Below are 17,514 nucleotides of genomic sequence, written 5' to 3'. Positions count from 1 at the left end.
CTGTCTGTGTCTCCGGAAGGGCTGGATCATGAAGCGAAGTTCACGAGAGTAACCCTCTATCCCGGCGCTCTATTCGGCCGCCCGGGGGTAGGGTTTTCCGGACCTGTTTGCCGCCCGCGCGCAAGCAGGCACAAAAATTTGCTTTGTAAGGTCAGCAATTGTGACCTATTATCAGTCAAAATCTGTGCAACACTGATCGCGGCAGGGAGGCCAAGTGATGACAACGCAGAAGATCACGCTCAACGACCGATATGATCTGGACAAAAGCCCGGTGCTTCTGAATGGCACACAGGCGCTGGTGCGGCTGATGCTGATGCAAAAGGCGCGCGATATGGCTGCGGGGCTGAACACGGCCGGCTATGTCACCGGGTATCGCGGCTCACCGCTCGGGGCGGTGGATATGCAAATGACGCGGGCGCTGAAACAGCTGGCCGCGCATGACGTCACCTTTCAATCCGGTCTGAACGAAGATCTCGCCGCCACGGCGCTCTGGGGTGCGCAGCAGGCGGAGTTGCGGGGCGAGGGGACGCATGATGGTGTCTTTGGCCTGTGGTACGGCAAGGGGCCGGGCGTGGACCGGACGGGCGATGCATTCAAGCACGCCAATATGGCGGGCACGTCGAAACATGGCGGCGTCGTGGTGGCCATGGGGGACGATCACACGGGCGAAAGTTCGACCGTGCTGCACCAGTCCGAATGGGCGCTGATCGACGCCTATATGCCCGTGGTCTCACCCGCGGGGGTGCAGGAGATCATGGATTACGGTCTTTATGCGTGGCAGCTCAGCCGGTTCTCCGGCCTGTGGGTCGGTCTCAAGACGATGAAGGACACGGTGGAGGCGACCTCCGTTGTGGACGGCAACCCGCACCGTTTGACCTTTGTGCAGCCCGAATTCGACATGCCCGAGGGCGGGTTGAACATCCGGCTGGTGGATGATCCGACCGCGCAAGAGGCGCGGATGATCGACTATAAGCGTTTCGCAGCAGAGGCGTTTTCCCATGCCAACAAGATGGACAAGCGCGTCTGGGGCAAGCCAGGGGCCAAGATCGGGTTTGTGGCGGCGGGCAAGAACTGGCTCGATCTGGTCCATGCGCTCAGCCTTTTGGGCATCGACGCGGCGGAGGCCGAGCGGCTGGGGCTGACGACCTATAAGGTCGGGCAGACCTTCCCGCTGGATATGCGCGGGTTCCACGACTGGGCCGAAGGGCTCGACCTGATCGTGGTGGTCGAGGAAAAGCGCAAGTTGATCGAGGTGCAAATCAAGGAGGCCATTTTCGACGACCGGCGGGGGCGCCGCGTCTATGGCTGGCGCAAGGGCGCATCCGGAGAGGAGCTGTTCCCGACGCGCGGCGCGCTGGATCCTATCCACATCGCCACCAAGCTGGGCGAGATCCTGATCGAAGAGGGGCGCGACACCGACGCGATCAAGGGCGGGATGGCCACGCTGGACGAGGCGCGCCGCAGCGACAATGCCGAAGAGATCGCGGCGCGCATCCCTTATTTCTGCTCGGGGTGTCCGCACAACTCATCCACCAAGGTGCCCGAGGGCAGCCGCGCCTATGCGGGCATCGGGTGCCATTACATGGTGCAGTGGATGGACCGGGAAACCACCGGCTACACACATATGGGGGCCGAGGGGGCGAACTGGATCGGGGAGGCCAATTTCTCCAAACGCGCGCATGTGTTTCAGAACCTCGGTGATGGCACGTACAATCATTCCGGCGTGCAGGCGATCCGGGCCGCTTTGGCGGCTGGCACGAACATCACCTACAAGGTGCTTTACAACGATGCGGTTGCCATGACGGGCGGGCAGGGGAATGACGGCGACCTCAGCCCCTACCGCATCGTGAATGAGGTCCGCGCCATGGGCTGCGACCACGTGGCGGTCGTCTATGACGACAAGGAAGACGTGGATGTGGACCGCTTCCCCAGCGGCGTTGACGTGCAGGAGCGGGCCAATTTGCAAACCGTGCAGGAACGGTTTGCAAAGACCGAAGGCGTCTCGGTCATCGTCTATGTCCAGACATGCGCCGCGGAAAAGCGCAGGCGGCGCAAGCGTGGTACGTTCCCTGATCCGGACCGGCGCGTGTTCATCAACACGGATGTCTGCGAAGGCTGCGGCGATTGCGGGGTGCAGTCGAACTGTATCTCCATCACGCCGGTGGAGACGGAGCTGGGCCGCAAACGCGCGATTGATCAATCCAGCTGCAACAAGGATTTTTCCTGCCTCAAAGGGTTTTGCCCGTCCTTCGTGACCCTCGAGGGCGCGCAGGTGAAAAAGGCGGCGACGGCCACGCTGGATCTGCCGGATCTGCCGGAGCCTGACCTGCCCGCGATCAACGGCACGTGGAACGTGGTTGTCACCGGTGTCGGCGGCACCGGGGTTGTGACCATCGGGGCCGTGATGGCGCAGGCGGCACATATCGACGGCAAGGGTGCCGGCCTGATGGAGATGGCGGGCCTGGCCCAAAAGGGCGGCGCGGTGCACATCCATTGCCGTCTGGCCGAAACGCCCGGCGATATCAGCGCCATCCGCGTGGCCACCGGTGAGGCGGATGCGCTGATCGGGGGCGATCTGGTGGTGAGCGCGGGGTCCAAGACGCTGGGCCTGACCAGCACTGGTCGCACGGGCGCTGTGGTCAACAGCCACGAAATCATCACCGGTGATTTCACCCGCGACACCGAATTCAGCCTGCCCACGGACCGGCTGTCCCTCGCGCTCGAAGCGCGGATGCGGGACCGGTTGGATATGTTCGATGCATCCGATCTGGCGCGTGTGACCATGGGCGACAGCATCTTTTCCAACATGATGGTGTTTGGCGCGGCGTGGCAACGCGGGCTGCTGCCGCTGTCGCTGGCGTCCATCCGCGCGGCGATTGAGCTGAACGGGGCGGCAGTGGAAAAGAACCTGCGCGCCTTTGACATCGGTCGCTGGGCCGTGCTGCACCCCGAAGACGCCGCGCGTCTGGCGGAACCCAAAGTGGTGCAGTTGCCCAAATCGCTGGAGGACAAGATCGCCTTTCGCGCGGATCACCTGACCAAGTATCAATCCAAGCGGCTTGCCAAACGCTATCGCAAGGTCGTGGACGGGATCCAGGACGATGCCCTGCGCGAAGCGGTGGCCAAGGGCTATCACAAGCTGCTGGCCTACAAAGACGAATACGAGGTCGCCCGCCTCCATCTCGAAACCGAAGCCAAGGCGCGCGACACGTTCGATGGCGATTTCACCATGAAATTCCACCTTGCCCCGCCGATGCTGTCGAAGACAGGCCCGGACGGGCGCCCGGTGAAAAAGGAATACGGGCCCAGTATGATGCGCAATTTCCGCCTGCTGGCGCGTCTCAAGGGGTTGCGCGGTACGCCGCTTGATCCGTTTGGACGGACAGAAGAGCGGCGGATGGAGCGCGCGCTGATCAAGCAATACGAGGCGGATATGCGCGCGGTTTTGTCCATGCTGAGCCCCGCCACGCGGGATGCGATCATCGCCCTGGCCGAGTTGCCCTTGCAAATTCGCGGCTTCGGTCCCGTCAAGGCCGCGAACGAGGCCAAGGCCGCCAAGCGCCGCGAAGAACTGCTGAGCGTCATTCGCGCGGGCGGCGAAACCACGGCACAGGCGGCTGAGTGATGGCGTCGCATACCGGTTACAAAGACTAGGCAGGATGGCCCGGGTCCATTACATAGCGCTCAGTCACAGACACCTTCGGAATTCCGATGCCAAATCGCAAACGCCAGATCGCCCGCGAAATCTCCTACGCTCATTCGGCGGAGACCAAAGGCGGGCGCGCCGTGATCCGCATTCTGGAGAACACGACGGGTCGGTTGCGGCTGATCAAACGGGCCGAAGGCTACGAAGACGAAGTCGCGGCGGGCCGCGATTTCTGGGCTGTCATGATCGAACGGTACGGGTTGAGCCTTGAGGTCGTGGGCGGCAGCCTGTCGAATATTCCCACGGACAAGCCCCTGATTTTGATCGCAAATCACCCCTATGGCATCCTCGACGGTCTGACGATGGGCCATATCCTGTCCACGGTGCGGGGCGATTTCCGGATCATGGCAAATTCGGTCTTCAAAAAGGCCGAGGAGCTGAACCGCGTGCTCCTGCCCATCAGCTTTGATGAGGACCGCGAGGCGATGGCGATGAACATCGCCACCCGCAAGGAAGCGCTGCGGTATCTGGGGGCGGGCGGGGCCATCGGCATTTTCCCCGGCGGTACGGTCAGCACCGCGGCCAAGCCGTTTTCGCGCCCCATGGATCCCGGTTGGCGCAGTTTCACGGCGCGCATGGTGGCCAAATCGGATGCGACCGTGGTGCCGATGTATTTCGATGGCCACACCAGCCGCCTGTTCCAGATCGCGAGCCATCTGTCCAACACCTTGCGGCTTGGCCTGCTGATCAAGGAATTCAAGAAGCGCGTCGATACGCCCGTAAAGGTCGTGATCGGAGAGCCGATTGGCCGCGATGTGCTCGACCCGATGGCGCAGGATCCCAAACAGATGATGGAGTTCCTGCGCAAAGCCACGTATGAGCTGAACCCGAACCCGGTCAAACTGTTTGATCTGGGCTATGAATTCGAAGAACGGCATCGCACGTAGGGCGGACCATGGCGGTAGGCATTTTTGATTCCGGACTGGGCGGGTTGACCGTTCTGGAGGCAGCGCAAAAGCGTCTGCCGGACGTCGAGTTCGTGTATCTCGCCGACAGCGCCAATGCGCCTTATGGCGTGCGGACGGCCGACGATATCTATGACCTGACGTGTCGTGCGGTGCAGCGGCTCTTTGATGCGGGCTGTGATCTGGTGATCCTGGCGTGCAATACCGCGTCGGCGGCAGCACTGCGGCGGATGCAGGAGGGGTGGATCCCCGAAGGCAAGCGGGTGCTGGGTGTGTTCGTGCCCCTGATCGAAGCGCTGACAGAGCGGCAGTGGGGCGACAATTCGCCCCCGCGCGAGGTTGCCGTGAAACATGTGGCGCTGTTTGCGACGCCTGCCACGGTGGCGTCCCGCGCGTTTCAGCGTGAACTGGCGTTCCGCGCCATTGGCGTCGACGTTGAGGCGCAGGCCTGTGGCGGCGTCGTGGATGCGATCGAGGATGGCGATATGATCCTGGCCGATGCTTTGGTGCGGTCACATGTCGATGCGCTCAAACGCAAGATGCCGGAGCCGCAGGCCGCCATTCTGGGCTGCACCCATTATCCGCTGATGCAGGACCAATTTCAGGACGCGCTTGGCGCGGGCGTAAAGGTGTTTAGCCAGGCGGGGCTGGTGGGCGAGAGCCTTGCCGATTACCTCGACCGCCACCCGGACAAGATCGGCGGGGGCACGTCCGCCTATATGACAACGGGCAATCCAGCCAAGGTGAGCCAGCGCGCGACCCAGTTCTTGCGACGACAGATCACGTTCGAAGCCGCCTGATCTGACACCTATTTTCCGAGACGTAGACACATGACACATTCCATCGCCATCCTCGGCGCCTCTGGCTATACCGGGGCCGAACTGATCCGGCTGCTTGCCGGTCATTCCTCAATTGAAATCAAGGCTTTGGGCGCGCATTCCAAAGCGGGTCAAACGGTTTCGCAGGTCTTTCCGCACCTGCGTCACCTGGATCTGCCGTCCCTGGTCGCATTCGATCAGATCGACTGGAGCGGCATTGATCTGGCGTTTTGCGCGCTGCCGCACAAGACCAGCCAGGAGGTGATTTCGGGCCTGCCGCGCGATCTGCGGATTGTGGACCTGAGCGCGGATTTCCGGCTGGAGGACCCGGCGGAATATGAAAAGTGGTACGGCAATCCCCACAGCGCGGTCGGGATGCAGGGCGAGGCCGTGTACGGGCTCACCGAGTTCTACCGGAGCGAGATTGCGCAGGCGCGGTTGGTTGCGGGCACGGGCTGCAACGCGGCGACGGGGCAGTTTGCGCTGCGTCCCCTGATTGCGGCGGGTGTGATTGATCTCGATGAGATCATTCTGGATCTGAAGGCAGCGGTGTCGGGGGCGGGTCGCGCGCTCAAGGAAAACCTGCTGCACGCGGAGTTGAGCGAGGGGTATCACGCCTATGCGCTTGGCGGCACGCACCGGCATCTGGGCGAGTTTGATCAGGAGTTTTCCAAGGTGGCGGGGCGGGACGTGCGTATCCAGTTCCAGCCGCACCTGATCCCCGCTAATCGCGGCATCCTCGGCACGGCTTACGTCAAAGGCGATCCGCAGGTGGTGCATGAGACACTGACCGCAGCCTATGCCGATGAAGTGTTCATCGAAGTGCTGCCATTTAGCGAGACGCCCAGCACGCGGCATACGCGCGGCTCGAACTTTTGCCATATCGGTGTTGCTGCGGACCGGTTGCCGGGTCGTACAATCGTCGTCGCATCGCTCGACAATCTCACCAAAGGGTCATCGGGCCAGGCGTTGCAAAACGCCAATCTGATGTTAGGTATTGAAGAGACCGAGGGGTTGATGATGGCTCCGCTTTTCCCTTGAGTGCGCATGAAAAGCCTGAAGAAACAGAGACGTATACAGATCATCGCCTTGGCGGCCGTGGTGCTCACGGCCTCTACGGCGCTGATTGGCTATGCGATGCGGGACGGCATCAACTTTTTCCGCGCGCCCAGCCAGATCATCGCCGAACCGCCGGGCCCGTCTGAGGTGTTTCGCATCGGTGGGCTGGTGGCCGAAGGGTCGATTGTGCGCGGGCAAGGCGAATCGATCCGGTTCGAAGTGACGGATGGCGGTGCCACGGTGCCCGTGGTTTATACCGGCGTGTTGCCGGACCTGTTCACCGAGAACGAAGGCATGGTGGGCACGGGACGTTACGTGAACGGCGTCTTTGAAGCCACTGAAATTCTTGCCAAACATGACGAAACCTACATGCCCGCCGAGGTGGTTGACGCGCTCAAGGAACAGGGCGTCTACAAAGAGCCCGAGACCTAGCGCACGCTGGGGTTAAGCCCCGTTAACCGAGATTGCATCATTGTGACCCCTGCGACCGAGGCGAAGGGGCCACAGATGCAAAGCGGGCACGACATAGCGACAGAAATTGTACGCCGCGAAGGCGGTTACGTGAACGATCCTGACGATCCGGGCGGGGCCACGAATTTCGGGGTGACCATCCACACGATGCGCCGTCTGGGTCTTGACCTGGACCGGGATGGCGACATTGACGCGGCGGATGTGCGGCAGTTGAGCCGGGCGCAGGCGATCGAGATTTTCGTCGATCATTACTTTATCCGGCCCCGTATCGGTGAGCTGCCCGAGCCGCTGCACGCGACAGTGTTCGACATGTATGTCAACGCAGGAAGCAATGCGATCAAGATCCTGCAGCGGTTGCTGACCGAGATGGGGCACCCTTGCGTTGTCGATGGTGCGTTGGGCCCGCAAAGCATCGGTGCGGCCCATGCGGCGTGGCGCGCGGCACCGGGTCATCTGGTGGATGCCTACGGGATTGCGCGGCGGAACTATTACTTTCGCATCGCGGATCGGCGTCCGGCCAGCCGGAAATATGCCCGCACGCGGGCGGGTGGAAAAGGGGGCTGGATCAAGCGGGCCGAAGAGTTCATCGCGCCCCGTTTTCACATGAGCCAGGAGGACTTTGGTCGGAGGATCGCGTCATGGGGATGATCGAACGGATGTTCACGCTGCTGTTTGGGGGCAATCGGAATGTGGTCAAGGACACCGTAGAAGTGTTCCGCGAAAACGCCGAAGCCGGGGCCGAGCGCACGCGTCAGATCCAGAGCGAAGCCATGCAGGCCTATGCCCGCGAGTTCGAAATCCCGCGTCAGGGGGGATTTGACCGGCTGATGGACGGCGTGAACCGGTTGCCGCGCCCGGCGCTCGCCCTGGGCACGCTGGGATTGTTCGTGTCGGCGATGGTGGCACCGCTCTGGTTTGCGGAACGGATGCAGGGGATCGCACTGGTGCCGGAGCCGCTCTGGTGGCTGCTGGGGGTGATTGTGTCGTTCTATTTCGGTGCGCGACATCAGGTGAAATCACAGCAGTTCCAGCGCGAGATCGTGGCCACCATGGCGCATGTGCCGCAGGTGATGGAGAATGTGGCCGCCTTGCGCAGGATGCGCGCGGACAGTGTGGGTGCGGCCGATACGGGCGCGGATGCGGGATTGAGCGTGGCGGCGGTTGTGCCGGATCTGAACCCCGCGCTCGAAGAGTGGCGGCGGGCGGCATGATCTGATCGTGGGATTGAGGGCTCTGCCCCCGGCCTGCGGCCTCCCCCGGGATTTTCTGGAACAGAGACGGGGATCCTGACAGCGACGTGATGCGACAAATGGGCTGACCGGATGGTCTTGTGGCGCGCGTGCGCCTATAACAGGTCCATGCTGACAGAACTCGGACATTTCGCCCTTATCCTCGCCTTTGCAGTGGCCATTTTGCAGTCCACGTTGCCCCTGATCGGGGCGTGGCGGCGCAATGCGGGATGGATGGCGATGGCGGAGCCTGCGGCGGTGACGCAGTTCCTGTTGATCGCGTTTTCCTTCGGTGCGCTGATGTGGGCGTTTGTCGTATCGGACTTTTCGCTGCAACTTGTTGTTTTGAATAGTCATTCTGCCAAGCCGATGATCTACAAGATTTCCGGCACGTGGGGCAACCACGAGGGATCCATGTTGCTTTGGGTTCTGATTGTAGCGCTCTTTGGGGCGATGGCGGCGTGGTTTGGGGGCAATCTGCCGCCCACGATGCGGGCCCGGGTTCTGGCGGTACAGGGGGCCATTGGCGTGGCGTTCCTCGCGTTCATCCTGTTTACATCGAACCCGTTTGTGCGGCTTGCGGTGCCGCCCTTTGACGGGCAGGACCTGAACCCGCTGTTGCAGGACCCCGGTTTGGCCTTTCATCCGCCGTTCCTGTATCTCGGTTATGTGGGCCTGAGCATGGCGTTTTCCTTTGCCGTGGCGGCGCTGATCGAGGGGCGGGTCGATGCGGCATGGGGCCGTTGGGTGCGGCCCTGGACGCTGGCGGCGTGGGTGTTTTTGACCATCGGCATCGCGCTTGGGTCCTGGTGGGCCTATTACGAGCTGGGTTGGGGCGGGTTCTGGTTCTGGGACCCGGTGGAGAACGCGTCCTTTATGCCATGGCTTCTGGCGGCTGCTTTGCTGCACTCGGCGATTGTGGTGGAAAAGCGCGAGGCGCTGAAATCCTGGACCATCCTGCTGGCGATCCTGGCCTTTGGGTTCTCGCTGATCGGGACATTCATTGTGCGGTCGGGTCTTTTGACCTCGGTACATGCCTTTGCCAATGACCCGGAACGGGGTGTGTTCATCCTGATGATCATGGGGTTCTTTATGGGCGGCGCGCTGATCCTGTTTGCGCTGCGGGCGCATACGATGGAGGCGAAAGGCGTGTTTGGCATCGTGAGCCGCGAGAGCGCGCTGCTGGCCAACAACCTGCTGCTTGCGGTGAGCTGTTTCGTAGTCTTTGTGGGCACGATGTGGCCGCTGGTGGCGGAGATGTTCTTTGACCGCAAGCTGAGCGTGGGGCCGCCGTTCTTCAACATGGCGTTTACGCCGTTCATGGTGGTGCTGGGCCTGATCCTGCCCGTGGGCGCGATGATGCCGTGGAAGCGCGCGCTGGTCAGCCGTGCGGCGCGGCCCTTGCGCTTTGCCTTTGTGCTGGCGCTCGCCTTTGGCGGGCTCGCTTGGGCAATGAACACGGGGCGCAGCCTGATCGGGCCGATGGGCGCGTTTCTGGGAGCGTGGCTGGTGATGGGGGCGATGGTGGATCTCGCCTCGCGCACGGGCAAGCGGTTTGACGCGGGTCGATTGCTGCGCCTGCCGCGGGCCGATTGGGGCAAGGCGGTGGCGCATGCGGGCCTCGGGGTCACCATGCTGGGCGTGGCTGGGATCACCTCGTGGCAGTCCGAGGACATCCGTGTGGCGCAGATTGGTGAGCCGTTCGAGGTCAGCGGCTATACCCTGACCCTCGACGATGTGCGTGAGGTCGAAGGACCGAATTATCTGTCCACGATGGGCTTTGTCACCCTTGAACAGAACGGCAAGGAAATCGCCCAACTGCGTCCCGAGAAGCGGATTTACCCGGTGGCACAGATGCCCACGACCGAGGCCGGGATCGACTATAATCTGGCGCGTGACGTCTATGTGGTGATCGGTGATCCGCAACAGGACGGGGGTTGGGCCGTGCGCACCTATATCAAGCCGCTGACGGCGTGGATCTGGATCGGCTGTGCGTTGATGTCGTTGGGCGGGTTCCTGAGCCTGAGCGACCGGCGGTTCCGCGTAGCCGCCGGAGCGCGCAAGGTGCTGCAGGGGGTGCCTGCGGAATGATCCGGCTGGCGGCGATATGGTGGTTTGCGCTGGCGGGGCTCGCCCTCGCGCTGGACCCGTCAGAGATGCTGGAGGATCCGGCGCTTGAAGCCGAGGCGCGCGCATTGGATCACGCGTTGCGCTGTGTGGTGTGCCAATCGGAATCGGTGGCCTCGTCCAACGCCACATGGGCCGTGGAGGCGCGTCAGGTGATCCGCGAACAGGTGGCCGCCGGCAAGACACGCGATGAGGTCATGGATTTCTTTGTGGAACGCTATGGCGAGTTTGTCCTGATGACACCGCGCACCAGCGGGGCGAACTGGCTGCTTTGGGCAGCGGGGCCATTGATGCTGCTGATCGCACTTGGGGTTGGTGTCACCTATCTGCGCGGGCGAAACGCGGCCCCCGCACCAACCGAATCCGCGCTGAACGCAGCAGAAGCGCGCCGATTGCGCGAGATTATGGACGAGTAACCTCGCGTTTGGGCTTTTCTGAACCGAACGGTTTGGTATGCAGGGCCATGCACGCGCGGAGGCTGCCATGGATTACCAGACAATCACTTATGAACTTGCCGATGGCATCGCCACGGTCACGCTGAACCGGCCTGACGTGATGAACGCGCTCAGCACGCAGATGCGGGCAGAGATCACCCATGCCGTCAAGGCGGGTGGCAAGGACGCGCGGGTGGTCGTGCTGACCGGCGCGGGACGGGCGTTTTGTTCCGGGCAGGACCTTGGCGACCGCGCAAACGCCGCCAACCTTGATCTGGAGCGCACGTTGCGCGACGAATACCAGCCCATGCTGGAGGCGATTATCGCATGCCCCGTGCCGACCATCGCGGCCGTCAACGGCGCCGCGGCGGGGGCAGGGGCGAACCTTGCGCTGTCCTGCGATGTGGTCATCGCCGCCGACAGCGCGTTTTTCCTGCAGGCCTTTACGCGCATTGGTCTGATCCCGGATGCGGGCGGCACCTATGTGATGCCACGCACCATGGGCATGGCCAAGGCGATGGGCGCCGCGCTGTTCGCGGACAAGATTTCAGCCCGTGATGCGGATGCGTGGGGCATGATCTGGGAAGCGGTGCCGGACGACGAATTCGCCGCCCGCTGGCACGCGCGCGCGACACACCTCGCCACCGGTCCGACACAGGCATTTGCCGCCGTCAAACGCGTGATCCGGGGCAGCTGGGACAATGACCTCGAAGGCCAATTGGCGTCCGAGGCGACCGAACAGGGCGCCTGCGGCAAGACCCGCGATTTCCGCGAAGGCGTGCTGGCCTTCGTGGAAAAGCGCAAACCCGGTTTCGAGGGGCGTTAAGCGAGCGGCGTCGCCTGCACGATGACCAGATTGTTGGCGGCGCTGAGATCAAGGAAATCGACGTTGGCGAGTTCCGCGATAACCTGATTTTCGGTGTTCGACACGGCGATTTCCAGCGTTGCAGTCCCATCATCGGCTTCGCCAAAGAACACCGTCGGCGGTGTTGCCCCGACAAAATTGTAGACGATCGCATCCTGGTTCGGATTGAAATCCGTGACCTGGACGGGTTCGCCTGGGATCACCCAGTCACCGACAATAACGTCGTCCTGGCCCACACCCGTTTCGACGACATCATTGCTGCCCGCGATGATGTCATCATTGCCGGAACCGCCCTGAAGCGTGTCCGCTTCGCCGGTCTCATTGGTGAGGTCGATAAAGGCGGCAAGCTCGGCGTTGGTCAGCTCGGCACCCTTGGCAATCGTGGCCTGCACGATGCCTTCGTTGTCGGCAAAGTCCGTGCCGTCCAGCACGTCGTCGCCCGAATCGCCGAACAGCGTGTCATTTCCGGCGTCCGCGGTGAGCAGGTCATCTTCGCTGCCGCCGCGCAGCAGGTCATCACCTGCGCCACCGACGATCAGATCGTCCCCGGCATTGCCGAAGACGTCGTCATCACCGTCTCCGGCCAGCACGAGATCGTCGCCGCCTTCGGCGAATACCGTGTCGTCTCCGGCACCGGCGTCAATGATGTCCGTGTCTGCAGAACCGGTGACGACGTCATCGCCCGCGTTGCTTGCTGTGGCGTCGTCATCATCGTCCACAAGGTTGACAATCAACGCCACGCCAAGCAGCCCGAGCAGTGCAAAACCGATCATGTTATCCAATCCCCCGATGGTTGTTGGAGTATCGTTAACAGGTGATGCAAAGGGGCGTCAAATGACCTGCGGCATTGTCCACATGTGGTGAACAATGCCGCAGAATTGCCTGAATTCAGGCCATAAATCGGGTGTGATTACCGGTTCTCGATATCCACATAGTCGCGCGTGGTCTCGCCTTGATACAGCTGGCGCGGACGACCGATCTTGTTCTGTGGATCTGCGATCATCTCTTTCCACTGGCTGATCCAGCCCACCGTGCGCGACAGCGCAAAGATCGGCGTGAACATCGACGTCGGGAAGCCCATCGCTTCGAGGATGACACCGGAATAGAAGTCGACATTCGGGAACAGCTTTTTCTCGGAGAAATACGGATCGGCCAGCGCCGCCGCTTCCAGTTCCTTGGCCACAGCCAGCACCGGGTTGTTCTCGACACCCAACAAGTCCAGCACTTCGTCCGCGGACTGTTTCATCACCGTCGCGCGGGGGTCAAAGTTCTTGTAGACGCGGTGCCCAAAGCCCATCAGGCGGAACGGATCCTCCTTGTCCTTGGCGCGGGCGATGTATTCGGGGATGCGGTCCGGTGTGCCGATCTCCTTGAGCATCTCAAGGCAGGCCTGGTTCGCACCGCCATGCGCCGGACCCCAGAGGCAGGCGATACCGGCGGCGATACAGGCAAACGGGTTGGCCCCGGAGGACGACGCCAGACGCACGGTGGAGGTCGATGCGTTCTGTTCGTGATCCGCGTGCAGGGTGAAGATGCGGTCCATCGCGCGGCTGAGGATCGGGTTGACCTCGTAATCTTCGGCAGGCACGGCAAAGCACATGCGCAGGAAGTTCGACGCATAGTCCAGATCATTGCGCGGATAGACAAACGGCTGGCCAATGGAGAATTTGTAGGCCCATGCGGCAATGGTCGGCATCTTCGCGATCAGGCGGATCGAGGCGACCTCGCGTTGGTGCGCGTCGTGGATGTCGGTGCTGTCGTGATAGAAGGCGGACATTGCCCCCACGACGCCAGTCATGATGGCCATCGGGTGCGCGTCCCGGCGGAACCCGCGATAGAAATACTGCATCTGTTCGTGCAGCATGGTGTGGTTTGTCACCAGGCTCTCGAATTCTTCGAGCTGCGCGGCCGACGGCAGGTTGCCGTAAAGCAGCAGGTAGCACACTTCGAGATAGTGCGATTTGCTCGCCAACTGGTCGATGGGATAGCCGCGGTGCAGCAGCACACCTTCGTCACCGTCGATAAAGGTGATCGTGCTGTCGCAGCTTGCCGTCGAGGTAAAGCCGGGGTCATAGGTGAACACACCCGCCTGCCCATAGAGCTTGCGAATGTCGACAACGTCGGGACCTGCGGTGGGCGAATGGATCGGCAGGTCGTAACTGTTGTCGCCAATCGTCAGTGTCGCGGATTTGGGAGCGTCGGCCATAGGTGTCTTCCTTTCATCGCAGGGCAGGGAGGCCTACCCACAGGTGTCACGCAGATGCGCGCCACCCATCGTTAGGCTGCAATGCGTGAACGAAGGGTAACCCGATCAGGCGGCAGCATCCTCGAGCCTGGCCAGGGTTTCTTTGCGTCCCAGAACCAGCATCATATCAAAGACCGAAGGGGTCACGGCACGTCCCGCAAGCGCTGCACGCAGCGGCCCTGCCAACTTGCCAAATTTGGTATCCTGCGATGCAGCAAAATCGTTCAGGACCGCCTCCAGACTGTCACGGTCCCAAGTAACGGTTTGCAACTGCGGCGTCAATTGCGTCAGTATACCACGGGATACCAAATCAAGCGCTTTTGAAGCTTTCTCGTCTGGTGTTACAGGCCGCTCTGTGAGGATAAAATGCGCTTTATCAAGGAGTTCCGGGAACGTCTTGGCGCGTTCCTTGACGTGAGGCATGGCCGCCATCAGCCCATCACTTTGTGATTGTTTCAATGCTGTTGCACCTGTGGCGGCCAGATAGGCCGTGATTTCCTGCTGCAGTGCGGCATCATCGGCCTGTGCGATGTGCTGTCCGCTGAGGTTTTCGAGCTTCTTGAGATCGAACCGCGCGGGGCTTTTGCCGATACCATCCAGGTCGAACCATTCCCGCGCCTGCGCGTCGGTGAAAAACTCGTCGTCGCCATGGCTCCAGCCCAGCCGGGCCAGGTAATTGCGCATGCCCGCCGCAGGATACCCCATCTTTTGATATTCCTCGGCCCCAAGCGCACCATGCCGTTTCGACAGTTTTTTGCCGTCCGGCCCGTGGATCAGTGGGATATGCACCCAGACCGGCACGTCCCAGCCCATCGCGTCATAGATCATCATCTGCCGCGCGGCGTTGTTGAGGTGGTCATCGCCGCGGATCACGTGGGTCACACCCATGTCGTGATCATCCACGACCACGGCCAGCATATAGACGGGCGTGCCGTCCGCGCGCAGCAGGACCATGTCGTCCAGCTGATCGTTGCGGATGGTCACGTCGCCCTGCACCGCGTCGCGGATCACGGTTTCGCCGTCACGCGGCGCCTTGATCCGCACCACAAAGGGCGCGTCGGGGTGCGTATCGGGATCGGCATCCCGCCAGGGCGAGCGGTAGAGCGTCGATTTGCCTTCGGCGCGCGCAGCCTCGCGAAAGGCGGCAATCTCGTCCTGCGTGGCAAAGCATTTGTACGCCTTACCCTCGGCCAGAAGCGTATGCGCCACCTCTGCGTGCCGGTCGGCGCGGTCAAACTGGCTGATGACGTCGCCATCGTGGTCAAGGCCCAGCCACGCCATCCCGTCCAGGATCGCATCGGTCGCCTCGGGCGTGGACCGCGCGCGGTCCGTGTCCTCGATCCGCAACAGGAACGTGCCGCCATGACGGCGCGCAAAGAGCCAGTTGAACAGGGCGGTGCGCGCACCGCCGATATGCAGAAAGCCGGTGGGTGAGGGGGCAAAGCGGGTGACGACCGGACGGGGCTCGGACATGAGCGTTTACCTCTTGGTAACCATGGAGGGGATAAATGTTGGGCTCCTGATACGCGGCATGGACAGGAGGGGCAAGCATGGGGCTTGGCGCACGGTTTGGCCTGATGATTGCATGCCAGCGCGGGCACCTCTTTGGCTGGTTGCCGGTGGGCATGGCCGTCGGGATCTCCATCTTCTTCGGGTTGCGGTTTGAGCCATCCGTGACCGTGATCGCCAGCGTCGCTGTTTGTGGCATCTTTAGCTTTTTGGCGTCACGCAGGGTGTGGGAAACGGCGGGGCCGTTCGCCGTCCTGCTGGCCATGATCGCGCTTGGGTTCTGCGTGGCGGCGCTGCGGACCCATATGTTGGCGGGACCCGTGATCGACTGGCGATATTACGGCCCGGTCGAAGGGCGGATTGTCGGCATGGACCGCAGCGGGTCGGACGCGGTGCGCCTGACGCTGGATCAGGTGCGGCTGGACCGTGTGGCACCGCAGGATACGCCCGTGCGGGTGCGCATATCGCTGCATGGTGATCCCGATCTGGGCGTGGCGCCGACACCCGGTCTGCGCGTGATGACGACGGCGCATCTCAGCCCGCCGGGCGGGCCCGTGGAACCCGGCGGCTTTGACTTTCAACGCCATGCCTGGTTCGCGCGCCTTGGTGCGGTGGGGTATTCCCGTGTGCCGCTTGTGGCCTCTGACGCCGCCGCCTTTGACCTGCGCCAGCTGGTCTTCGGCATCCGAATGGAAATCTCCTATGCGGTGCGCGCGGCGTTGCCGGGGGATGTGGGCGGGTTTGCCGCCGCCGTAACGACCGGTGACCGCAGCGGGATAAGTCAGGATGGCCTGAACGATCTGCGGGCGGCGAACACGGCGCATCTGCTGGCCATATCGGGGCTGCATATGGGGCTGCTCAGCGGCTTTGTGTTCGGGCTTTTGCGGCTGATCTTTGCGCTGATCCCGCCGATCGCGCTGCGCTGGCCCGCGCGCAAGCTGGCCGCTGGCGGGGCGCTGGTGGCGGCGACGGGGTATCTGGCGCTGTCCGGGGGGAACGTGGCGACCGAACGCGCCTTTGTCATGGTTGCGGTTGCCTTGTGCGCGGTGATGGTCGACCGGCGGGCGCTGTCGCTGCGCGGTGTGGCGATTGCCGCGCTGATCATCCTCACCTGGCAGCCCGAAGCGCTGCTTGGCCCCGGGTTCCAGATGTCCTTTGCCGCAACCACGGCGCTGGTTGCGGTGTTTGGAATGTTGCGCGATCAGGCGTGGCTGCGCCGGGGCTGGGGGCAGGCGGTGTTTGGCCTTGTGATTTCATCCGCTGTTGCAGGGCTGGCCACGGCGCCGATAGGGGCCGCGCATTTCAACGCGATGGCGCAATACGGATTGCTGGCGAACCTCGCGTCGGTGCCGCTGATGGGCAGTGTGGTTGTGCCCGCCTCTGTCCTTGCCGCCGTTCTGGCGCCGTTTGGGGCCGAGGGGATCGGCCTCTGGATCATGGGGCATGGGTTGCGGTGGATCCTTTGGGTGGCGGATTTCGTGGCCTCGCTTGGGGGGGCGCAACGGTTTGTCGCGGGGCCGCAGGCTGCGGTGCTGCCGCTCATGGCGCTTGGGGCGCTGTTCGTGATCCTGTGGCAGGGGCGCAGCCGGTTTGCCGGCTGTGCGGCCGTACTGGCCGCCCTGGCGATGTGGCAGGTGGATACGCGCCCGGATGTGCTGGTGTCCGACACCGGTGGGCTTGTCGGTGTGCGTACCGACGACGGGCGCGCGCTCAGCCGGGGCAAAGGGTCGGGCTTTGTCGCGCGCAACTGGCTTGAGAATGACGGCGACAATGCGGATCAGGAAACGGCCTTTGCCCGTTGGGACGCGCCCGAAATTGCCGTGCAGCATGTGCATGGAAAGCGCGCGATTGGCGCGTTTGCGGGCTGTGCACCGGGCGCGTTGGTTGTGGCAAATGGGGATCTTGAGGCACCGGCGGCGTGCCTCGTGCTGGATTCCGAAGTGCTGCGCGCCACAGGTGCGGTCGCGGTCCACTTTGAGGACGGCAAAGCGCGGATTGTCACGGCGCGAGACATCGCGGGTGACCGGTTGTGGTCCAGCTGGCGCGACCTGCCAGCGCCCAATCTGACGCTGCCCGCGGATGCGGACAAAATCGCCCTGCAAACGCAAAAAACAGGCCCGTAGGCCTGCTTTCATCACGCGCGGTT

Annotated in this window: 14 protein-coding genes; 11 read left to right on the top strand and 3 right to left on the bottom strand. The window is 62.8% G+C overall.

All coding sequences use genetic code 11. The annotated features are described in order from the left end of the window. Positions 1 to 217 precede the first annotated feature (217 nt). From ACERHN_RS20220 to ACERHN_RS20175, 10 genes are all read left to right on the top strand, one after another. Positions 218 to 3,625 (top strand): indolepyruvate ferredoxin oxidoreductase family protein, encoded by a 3,408-nt coding sequence (locus tag ACERHN_RS20220; RefSeq protein WP_415920805.1) that lies wholly within the window; start codon positions 218 to 220, stop codon positions 3,623 to 3,625. Positions 3,626 to 3,711: 86 nt separating this feature from the next. After that, entirely contained in the window at positions 3,712 to 4,593 is an 882-nt protein-coding gene (locus ACERHN_RS20215) for a lysophospholipid acyltransferase family protein (RefSeq protein ID WP_415920804.1), read from the top strand. 8 nt (positions 4,594 to 4,601) lie between these two features. After that, on the top strand, positions 4,602 to 5,411 hold the full coding sequence (locus ACERHN_RS20210) for a glutamate racemase (RefSeq protein ID WP_415920803.1): 810 nt from the start codon (positions 4,602 to 4,604) through the stop codon (positions 5,409 to 5,411). A 30-nt stretch (positions 5,412 to 5,441) separates the two neighbouring features. Next, positions 5,442 to 6,470 (top strand): N-acetyl-gamma-glutamyl-phosphate reductase, encoded by a 1,029-nt coding sequence (gene argC / locus ACERHN_RS20205; protein ID WP_415920802.1) that lies wholly within the window; start codon positions 5,442 to 5,444, stop codon positions 6,468 to 6,470. A gap of 6 nt (positions 6,471 to 6,476) precedes the next feature. Then, a complete protein-coding gene (gene ccmE / locus ACERHN_RS20200; protein ID WP_415920801.1) occupies positions 6,477 to 6,920 on the top strand; it encodes a cytochrome c maturation protein CcmE in 444 nt (147 codons plus the stop codon). 75 nt (positions 6,921 to 6,995) lie between these two features. After that, a complete protein-coding gene (locus tag ACERHN_RS20195) occupies positions 6,996 to 7,607 on the top strand; it encodes a holin-associated N-acetylmuramidase (RefSeq protein WP_415920800.1) in 612 nt (203 codons plus the stop codon). Continuing rightward, complete coding sequence (locus tag ACERHN_RS20190; RefSeq protein ID WP_415920799.1) at positions 7,598 to 8,170, top strand: holin family protein; 573 nt, start codon at positions 7,598 to 7,600, stop codon at positions 8,168 to 8,170. Before ACERHN_RS20195 ends, ACERHN_RS20190 begins: the two co-directional genes overlap by 10 nt. A 147-nt stretch (positions 8,171 to 8,317) precedes the next feature. Further along, positions 8,318 to 10,279 (top strand): heme lyase CcmF/NrfE family subunit, encoded by a 1,962-nt coding sequence (locus tag ACERHN_RS20185; RefSeq protein ID WP_415920798.1) that lies wholly within the window; start codon positions 8,318 to 8,320, stop codon positions 10,277 to 10,279. After that, positions 10,276 to 10,731, top strand: a complete 456-nt coding sequence (locus ACERHN_RS20180) for a cytochrome c-type biogenesis protein CcmH (RefSeq protein ID WP_415920797.1) — start codon at positions 10,276 to 10,278, stop codon at positions 10,729 to 10,731. Before ACERHN_RS20185 ends, ACERHN_RS20180 begins: the two co-directional genes overlap by 4 nt. 67 nt (positions 10,732 to 10,798) lie before the next feature. Beyond that, positions 10,799 to 11,575: an enoyl-CoA hydratase-related protein gene (locus ACERHN_RS20175; protein WP_415920796.1), complete on the top strand. Its 777-nt coding sequence runs from the start codon at positions 10,799 to 10,801 to the stop codon at positions 11,573 to 11,575. Here the strand turns inward: ACERHN_RS20175 and ACERHN_RS20170 are convergent. From ACERHN_RS20170 to gltX, 3 genes are all read right to left on the bottom strand, one after another. Beyond that, positions 11,572 to 12,387, bottom strand: a complete 816-nt coding sequence (locus ACERHN_RS20170) for a calcium-binding protein (RefSeq protein ID WP_415920795.1) — start codon at positions 12,385 to 12,387, stop codon at positions 11,572 to 11,574. The two genes, ACERHN_RS20175 and ACERHN_RS20170, sit on opposite strands and share 4 nt — an antisense overlap. 137 nt (positions 12,388 to 12,524) lie before the next feature. Continuing rightward, a complete protein-coding gene (gene gltA / locus ACERHN_RS20165) occupies positions 12,525 to 13,820 on the bottom strand; it encodes a citrate synthase (RefSeq protein WP_415920794.1) in 1,296 nt (431 codons plus the stop codon). Between the two features lie 105 nt (positions 13,821 to 13,925). After that, positions 13,926 to 15,332 (bottom strand): glutamate--tRNA ligase, encoded by a 1,407-nt coding sequence (gltX, locus tag ACERHN_RS20160; RefSeq protein WP_415920793.1) that lies wholly within the window; start codon positions 15,330 to 15,332, stop codon positions 13,926 to 13,928. 77 nt (positions 15,333 to 15,409) lie between these two features. Between gltX and ACERHN_RS20155 the strand changes: the two genes are divergently transcribed. Further along, positions 15,410 to 17,491, top strand: a complete 2,082-nt coding sequence (locus tag ACERHN_RS20155; protein WP_415920792.1) for a ComEC/Rec2 family competence protein — start codon at positions 15,410 to 15,412, stop codon at positions 17,489 to 17,491. Positions 17,492 to 17,514 lie beyond the last annotated feature (23 nt).

It is taken from the genome of Tateyamaria rhodophyticola (assembly GCF_047777875.1).
Lineage (GTDB): Bacteria > Pseudomonadota > Alphaproteobacteria > Rhodobacterales > Rhodobacteraceae > Tateyamaria.
Note: the sequence above shows the minus strand (reverse complement) of the source record. Positions and strands in the feature narration are given on the sequence as shown.